Raw genomic sequence first — 6,977 nt, 5'->3', positions numbered from 1 at the left:
ACGATGCGCGCCGACTTCTTGTAAGGGGCGTTGGGGTGCAGCCCCATCTCGTGCATCACATACAAAATGCGCCGCTGCACCGGCTTCAGCCCATCCCGCACATCCGGCAGCGCCCGCGCCACAATCACACTCATGGCGTAGTCCAGGTAAGCCGTTTTCAGCTGTTCCTCGATCTCCACTGGGATCACGTTCTCCGTCGACATCCACAGGCCTCCTGCTTGGTGCAGAATCAAGAGATGCAAGGGGCCGGAGAGGCCGCTGAGGGGATCTCTCCGATCCCCGGATTGCTTTCCTCCGTGGGGATCTTCGGGGGTGAAGGCCATCCTGAACCCCGAAGGGTTTTTCTCCTCCCTCCCCGGAGCCCCCTGGACTGCTGTTGTTGCGAGGGAGGGATTTCGATCGATCGTTCGATCACAAGTGCCATCGGAGGGCTTCAATGATTCTACTTGAAGACAGAGGGAGAGGCGAATTCTTTCCCTGTAATTATTCAGCCGGGCCCCATTCCGTTCGGAGCTCCCGCGAAGCAGTGGCGCCATTGCGGCAGCACCGACTGGCCGGGCATGTTGTCAGGATCTATGGAAGCCGTTATAATCTCTCTCTGCGTGTTCTTATCCGGCGCATTCGAGGCCGGCTGGATTTCTTGAGCTCCGGAACCCTCTGTGAGGAAAGCGGGATGAGCGATTTAATCCTTCAACAGCTGGAACGGGAATGGATCGCGGGACGCCCGGTCCCCGAGCTCCGACCGGGGGATGTGGTGCGGGTGCACTTGCGGATCCGGGAGGGGGATAAAGAGCGGGTGCAGATCTTTCAGGGGACGGTGATTCGGATCCGGGGCAGCGGAACTGGACGCACGTTCACGGTTCGACGGATCGCCGCCCACGGCATCGGGGTGGAGCGCACCTTCCCCCTCTACTCTCCCCGCATCGATCACATCGAGGTGGTACGCCACTCCCGCGTCCGCCGGGCCCGGCTGTATTACCTGCGGGAGCGCTTCGGGAAGGCGGCCCGCCTGAAGGAGCGTCTGATCGCTGCGCCGGAGGCGGAGGAGCTTCCACCAGAAGAAGCGGCGGAAGCCACCGAGTCTCAATGAAAAGGGGGGAGCGATCCCTGTTAAATCATTAAGGACAGCGCATTAGGCGTTCGGAGTGCGGTGAGGGCCGAACCGATACCCGGATGGCCGGCCAGCCGGCGAACCCATTCCGCCCGCTAAGCCATGTGCTCCAAGGGGTAGCTTCACGGCCTGCCTCAGCCCTTCGCGATCAGCGCTTCTTCAGGCGGCGCAGGCGACGGCGTAGGTCACCAGGCCAGGGCTCAGCCGGGCGTTGGGGGTGGCTCTGGACCACACGGCGGATTGCAGCGCGGATCTCCTCTGGATCATAGGTCTGGAGCGAGGCGGCCAGGCGCTGAAGGAGCTGTTGTTCGTCCGGAGAGAGGGAGCGGCCGATCGCCTGATCCAGCTCGGTCAACGCCAGCAACAGCGCGCGCTCATCTTCTGAGAGGTTGGACAACTGCTCTAAAAGCTGCCGGAATCTCTCCGGTGGGATGGTGGGTTCCAAGGCGCTCACGGGCTCTCCTTTCGCGAAGCGATAGGTTCTCAGGTCCTCATGTGTGCTCTCCTCTACCCCCTTCCCACCGTTTTGCGGCGCGGGGAGGAGGCGAGGGGAGCCGACGGGGTGTCTGAACGGCCTCTGGCCAAGCCATTGCCTCAATTTTAGGTGAATTCTCCGTTCTTCTCCTCCTCGGCTGGCGCTTTCGTCGCAGGTCTGCTAGCCCGAGAAAGATCTTTCCGGCGCGGTGGAGCAGTGTGAGCCGCTGGCTCGGCTCTGGCTCTTGGATCACTCCGGCTCCCGGAGCGGCCGGAGGGCGGATTCCACCATATAAACCGGCATCCCCCCGATCATACACGCGGTCCCCAAGCGTTGCCCACACCGTGCCCCGGGGAGCGTCACGCGATAGCCCTGGGCAACGGCTGTCCACGGAACGGGGCGCCCCATCCCGTCGATCGCGCCCCGGAGCGTCCCTTGCCGTTGCAGGATGATCGATTGGGGTTGTGGGCTTCGGGACCAGGCGATCCATATTCGACCGTCGGGCTTTCGAACTTCCACCACGGCCACACGGTCCCGACGGACCAGGCGGGCCTCGGTGAACCCAGCCAGCGTTCGGATGGCGACTTGGTAAGCCTGGAAGGCGGGCCGCGGCGAGCCGTCCTCTCGCACCAGGCCGAAGGGCTCGGGGTTGGCGAAGTGATCCGTGGGATTGTCGACCAGCTTGTAGACGGCCAGACGGTCGGCTCCGGCCGCGAGGGCCATCGCCATCGCTTGACCGATGAAGGCTGCTTGTTCCTCCAGGGTAACGCGGAACATCGGATGGGGCACCGGCCAGGCCGGATCCTCGGAGGGGGCGGCGTTGGTTTCGGTCAACCAAATCGGCTTATCAAAGCCGTAGGCCCGCATCCGCTCGTGATGCCAGCGAATCAGATCGTGGAGGCTATCCGGGTTAAAGTAGAGGTTGACGCACAGGCCGTCGAAATATCGATCGGATCGAGGGGCCTCCGGATCGCGGGCTAGGGCTTCCAGGAATCGTTCGAAGTAAGGCCGGCGGCCGTAGACCGCATCCCACCAATAGGTGAACGCCCCCAGGAGGACCCGGTTCTCTCGGTTAAGCCCCTTGAGCGTGCGGTAAGCCACCCGTAGCAGCCGCACGAAATCCGCCTCGGTCCCACCCCACGTGTATCCAGGATACGTAGGGTCCCAGATGTCCGGCTCGTTCCAGATGATCCAGGTGTGGATGAAAGGATACGTGGTCGCCAGGCGCCGCAGGAAGGCCGCCCATAGGTTCTCCGGACGGCTCTCTTCCACATAGAGGCCTCTCGGCACCCCGGGGATTTGCGGGTCGGCGCGGGCCCATTCCGGGGTGCCCAGCACGAGGGCCACGATCTCCCGGCCGGCCCGTCGCTCGGCCTCCAGGCGCTCCACCGGCCACGGGGGGTTCCAGTCCTCCGGGCCGTTGGGCTGGATCTCATGCCACGCGAACCGCACCCGGGTCCACGCGACGCCCAGCCGGGCCGCCCAATCTGGGGCCTCCGGGGATTCCACCACCCCGAACCGGGGATCCGGCGGCGCGGCCGCCAGCAAGAGGAGGCTGAGCGCGAGGGGCAGGGTTCGGAGCTGTCGGCTACAGCACATCGGTGACCTCATAGAGGCGGCGGTATTCCCCCAGGGCGAAGCGGTCGGTCATCCCAGCGATGTAATCACAGATCACCCGGTGGAGGTCCCCTTCCTCCTGGATGCGTTCCTGGACCCAGTAAGGCAGTTGTTCCGGCTCCTGAAGGTAGGCCCGGAAGAGGGCCTCGATGATGCGCTCCGCCTTGGCCTGCATGCGCACCACATGGGGATGGCGGTAAAGACGTTGGTAAAGGAACCGCTTCAGCTCCTGCACTTTCTCAACCATCGCCTCGGAGAAACCAACCAAGGGGGTGGGGTGATCCCGGATCTCCTCCGGGGAGCGCGGCCGGAGGTCCTGCAGCCGTTGATCGGTGGCAGCGATCACATCGGTGACCATCCATCCGATCAGCCGACGCACCAGGCGGTAGCGGATCAGGTCGTTGAACCCTTTCCCATCCCATCCAATGGATCGCCGGAGCTCCTCCCACAGGGCGAGGCCGTCCAGATCCTCCGGGCGGATCAGACCGGCGCGAAGGCCGTCGTCGAGGTCATGGGCGGTGTAGGCCAGTTCGTCGGCCAGGTTGGCGATCTGGCCCTCCAGCGTCGGACGGCGGTGGGGCTCGAACTCGCGGATCAGGGGGTGATCGTATTCGGTCTCATGTTTAACCAGGCCCTCAAGGACCTCATAGGTGAGATTCAGGCCTCGGAACTCCGGATAGCGGCGCTCCAGGTGGGTGACCAGGCGGTAGGATTGGGCGTTGTGCTCAAAGCCCCCATGGTCCCGCATCAGGCGGTTCAGGGTCTGCTCGCCCGCGTGGCCGAAGGGCGGATGGCCCAAGTCGTGGGCCAGGCAGATCGCCTCCACCAGATCCTCGTTCACCCCGAGGGCTCGCGCGATGGTCCGTCCGATCTGGGCCACCTCCAAGGTGTGGGTGAGGCGGGTCCGGTAGTAATCGCCCTCCGTGATGATGAAGACCTGGGTCTTGTGTTTCAAACGTCGGAAGGCCGTGGTATGGAGAATACGATCTCGGTCCCGCTGGAAGGCCGTGCGGTAAGGGTGCTCCGGTTCCGGATATTGGCGGCCCCGGCTGAGCCGGCTGCGCTGGGCATAAGGGGCGAGGATCTGATCTTCAATCGCTTCGAGATCCTGGCGGGTGCGCATCGCTGGCTTTCCGTTCCATGACATGTAGTCATCTATTTCGCCCAATCGGGCGCCATAGATAACCGGCCACTTCCTGCTTCATCGACCGGGTGCTCGTAGACCGAGCCCAGAGGCTCGTTCCGCCGCAGCGCCGCGTCAACCCTCAAAAAGTGAGGCAGGCGGTGAGGTCACCCGTCCCTTCTCGAGCCTTACAGCCCCCGGCGGGTGCGGATCGCCTCCAGGGCGCGGCCGAGGAACGCCTCTAAGCTCATGGCCCCCAAGTCCTCCCCGGTCCGCAGGCGGACGGCCACCGTCCCAGCGGCCTCCTCCCGGTCCCCCACGATCAGCATATAGGGGATCTTCTGGAGTTGAGCGTCGCGGATCTTGGCCTGCATCCGCTCGCTCCGATCATCCACCTCCGCCCGCAGGCCAGCCGCCCGAAGCTTCGTCCCGATCTCATGGGCGTAGGAGGTGTGGCGATCGGTGATCGGGATGACCACGGCCTGGACGGGAGCCAGCCAAACCGGGAACGCGCCCGCGTAATGCTCGGTCAGGATGCCGATGAAACGCTCAAAGGAGCCGAAGATCGCCCGATGGATCATCACCGGGCGCTTAGGCGTGCCGTCCCGGTCCATATACTCCAGCGCGAACCGCTCCGGCATCTGGAAGTCCAGCTGCACCGTGGCCAGCTGCCACTCGCGGCCGATCGCGTCCTTCACCTGAACGTCGATCTTGGGGCCGTAGAAAGCGCCTTCACCCTCCTTGAGGCCGTATTCGATCCCTCGACGCTCCAGGGCCTGACGGAGAGCCTCCTCGGCGATCTCCCATAGCTTCGGATCCCCCATCGCCTTGGGCGGCTTGGTGCTCAGGAAGAACTCCGGCTGGAAGTCGAAGATGCTGTAGAAGCTGTAGATCAGGTCCAGGACGCCGTCGATCTCCTCCAGGATCTGATCCGGCCGGCAGTAGATGTGGGCGTCGTCCATCGTGATCTGCCGCACCCGCAGCATCCCGTGGAGCGTCCCGGAGCGCTCGAAGCGATGCAGCCGCCCGATCTCGTTCAGCCGCAGCGGGAGATCTCGGTAGGAGCGCAAGCGGGAGCGATAGATGATCGTAGATTCAGGGCAATTCATCGGCTTGAGGGAGAACTCTTGCCCCTCAACTTCCAGCAGGAACATGTTCTCCTTATAATGCTCCCAATGTCCGGATTGCTCCCAGAGTTTCCGATGGACCAAGATGGGGGTGGAGATCTCCTGATAGCCTCGGCGGTCGTGCTCCTCCCGCCACAACCGCTCCAGTTCCCGAAAGAGGATCATCCCCCTCGGATGCCAGAAGGGCGCGCCGGGGGCGATGTCGTGGAAGGAAAAGAGATCCAGCTCCCGGCCCAGACGCCGGTGATCGCGCTTCTTGGCCTCCTCCAAGCGCCAGAGATATTGCTCGAGCTGCTCTGGGGTTTCCCATGCCGTCCCGTAGATCCGCTGGAGCATCGGCCGGCGTTCGTCGCCGCGCCAGTAGGCGCCGGCCACGTGGAGCAGCTTGAAGGACCCGGGGTGGATCTGGCCTGTGTGCTCCACGTGAGGACCACGGCACAGGTCCTCAAAGGTATCATGCCGATATGTGGTCAGGATGGGGCGCTGACCCGGGGGAAGCGGATTGCCGTATTCGTCCGTGCCGCGCTGGAGGATATCCTCGATCAGCTCCAGCTTGTAGGGCTGGTCCTTGAACAGCGCCCGCGCCTCCTCCGGGGTCACCTCGCGGCGGACGAAGGGGTGGTTCCCGGCGATGATCTCCCGCATCCGGGCTTCGATCCGCTCCAAGTCCTCCGGCGTCAGCGGGCGGGGCAGGTCGAAGTCATAGTAGAAGCCGTCCTCAATGGGCGGTCCAATTCCCAGCTTGCCCTCCGGGAACATCTCCAGGACGGCTTGGGCCATGATGTGGGCGCATGAATGGCGGATGCGGTAAAGCCATGTGTCTTGATAAGGAATGATCTTTTTCTGGGGCATCCCTACCTCCGTTGGCGGCGACTGGAAGCCGCCCTTTTAAGGCCTTCAGCCGGCCCTCGGCCTACGCCGACGGCCGATCGGACAGAATAAAAAATGCGCCTCCCGCCCCATCGGGGCGAGAGGCGCAGGCCTCCCGCGGTTCCACCCCATTTCGATCGCGCGGGCTCTGCGCGATCGCGCTCTCTGCCGGATAACGACGGCGGGCCGTTCATCCCTACCCCGGCGCCGTGCCGGATCGGAATGACCCCTCCAGGGCGGTGCCCTCAAGGCCTCCACGACGGGCCCTCCCAGCCTTTGAGGCCCGCGCTCTGGCGTGGGGTTGCTTGAGAGCGTGTCCCCTTCCTCGGGTTTCCCGGTATGATGTTCAATGGCCCACCCCGAGCGGGGCGGGCCGTTCCGGATGGGCGGTAGAGGACTCGAACCTCTGACCTCCGCGTTGTCAACACGGCGCTCTCACCACCTGAGCTAACCGCCCACTTCATGGATCATTATAGCAAGCTAGAGGCAAAGCAGCAAGGCCCACCTTCTTGGGTGACTGTTCACCTGTTGGTGAAATTGGGATAATCAAGGGGAGACACCCCCTGGAGGAGGCCCATGCGATTGTTGTTCGTCCTCCCCAAAGTCGAGCCCGAGAAGATCCCACCTCCCACCGTTTGCCCCCGGCCCGGGTGC

At 64.0% G+C, this 6,977-nt stretch carries 6 protein-coding genes and 1 tRNA gene; 1 reads left to right on the top strand and 6 read right to left on the bottom strand.

The window, feature by feature from the left end:
* Positions 1–203, bottom strand: a 203-nt coding sequence (locus ACFMO5_RS13085; protein ID WP_376793194.1) for a DNA gyrase subunit A, incomplete at its 3' end; no start/stop codon positions are given.
* A 470-nt stretch (positions 204–673) separates the two neighbouring features.
* Here ACFMO5_RS13085 and rplS point away from each other — a divergent pair.
* Positions 674–1,090, top strand: a complete 417-nt coding sequence (gene rplS / locus ACFMO5_RS13080; RefSeq protein ID WP_376793193.1) for a 50S ribosomal protein L19 — start codon at positions 674–676, stop codon at positions 1,088–1,090.
* Between the two features lie 169 nt (positions 1,091–1,259).
* On the opposite strand, the gene ACFMO5_RS13075 is transcribed toward rplS, so the two are convergent.
* The 5 genes from ACFMO5_RS13075 to ACFMO5_RS13055 all read right to left on the bottom strand — a co-directional run bounded on the left by ACFMO5_RS13075 (position 1,260) and on the right by ACFMO5_RS13055 (position 6,780).
* A complete protein-coding gene (locus tag ACFMO5_RS13075; RefSeq protein ID WP_376793192.1) occupies positions 1,260–1,565 on the bottom strand; it encodes a hypothetical protein in 306 nt (101 codons plus the stop codon).
* A 270-nt stretch (positions 1,566–1,835) separates the two neighbouring features.
* Entirely contained in the window at positions 1,836–3,185 is a 1,350-nt protein-coding gene (locus ACFMO5_RS13070) for a hypothetical protein (protein WP_376793191.1), read from the bottom strand.
* Positions 3,175–4,350: a deoxyguanosinetriphosphate triphosphohydrolase gene (locus ACFMO5_RS13065; protein WP_376793190.1), complete on the bottom strand. Its 1,176-nt coding sequence runs from the start codon at positions 4,348–4,350 to the stop codon at positions 3,175–3,177. The genes ACFMO5_RS13070 and ACFMO5_RS13065 overlap by 11 nt, the downstream gene beginning before the upstream one ends.
* A gap of 164 nt (positions 4,351–4,514) precedes the next feature.
* Positions 4,515–6,305: a threonine--tRNA ligase gene (gene thrS / locus ACFMO5_RS13060; protein WP_376793189.1), complete on the bottom strand. Its 1,791-nt coding sequence runs from the start codon at positions 6,303–6,305 to the stop codon at positions 4,515–4,517.
* Between the two features lie 401 nt (positions 6,306–6,706).
* Positions 6,707–6,780, bottom strand: a tRNA-Val gene (locus tag ACFMO5_RS13055).
* Positions 6,781–6,977: the final 197 nt, after the last annotated feature.

This window comes from Thermoflexus sp. (assembly GCF_042408365.1).
GTDB lineage: Bacteria > Chloroflexota > Anaerolineae > Thermoflexales > Thermoflexaceae > Thermoflexus.
The sequence above is the reverse complement of the archived record's forward strand: the minus strand, read 5'-3'. Positions and strand labels throughout refer to the sequence as shown.

Bases quoted from the DNA above. Each gene is read 5' to 3' on its own strand.
- rplS (WP_376793193.1), top strand. From the start codon at position 674: ATGAGCGATTTAATCCTTCAACAGCTGGAACGGGAATGGATCGCGGGA.
- ACFMO5_RS13070 (WP_376793191.1), bottom strand. From the start codon at position 3,185: ATGTGCTGTAGCCGACAGCTCCGAACCCTGCCCCTCGCGCTCAGCCTC.
- ACFMO5_RS13065 (WP_376793190.1), bottom strand. From the start codon at position 4,350: ATGTCATGGAACGGAAAGCCAGCGATGCGCACCCGCCAGGATCTCGAA.
- thrS (WP_376793189.1), bottom strand. From the start codon at position 6,305: ATGCCCCAGAAAAAGATCATTCCTTATCAAGACACATGGCTTTACCGC.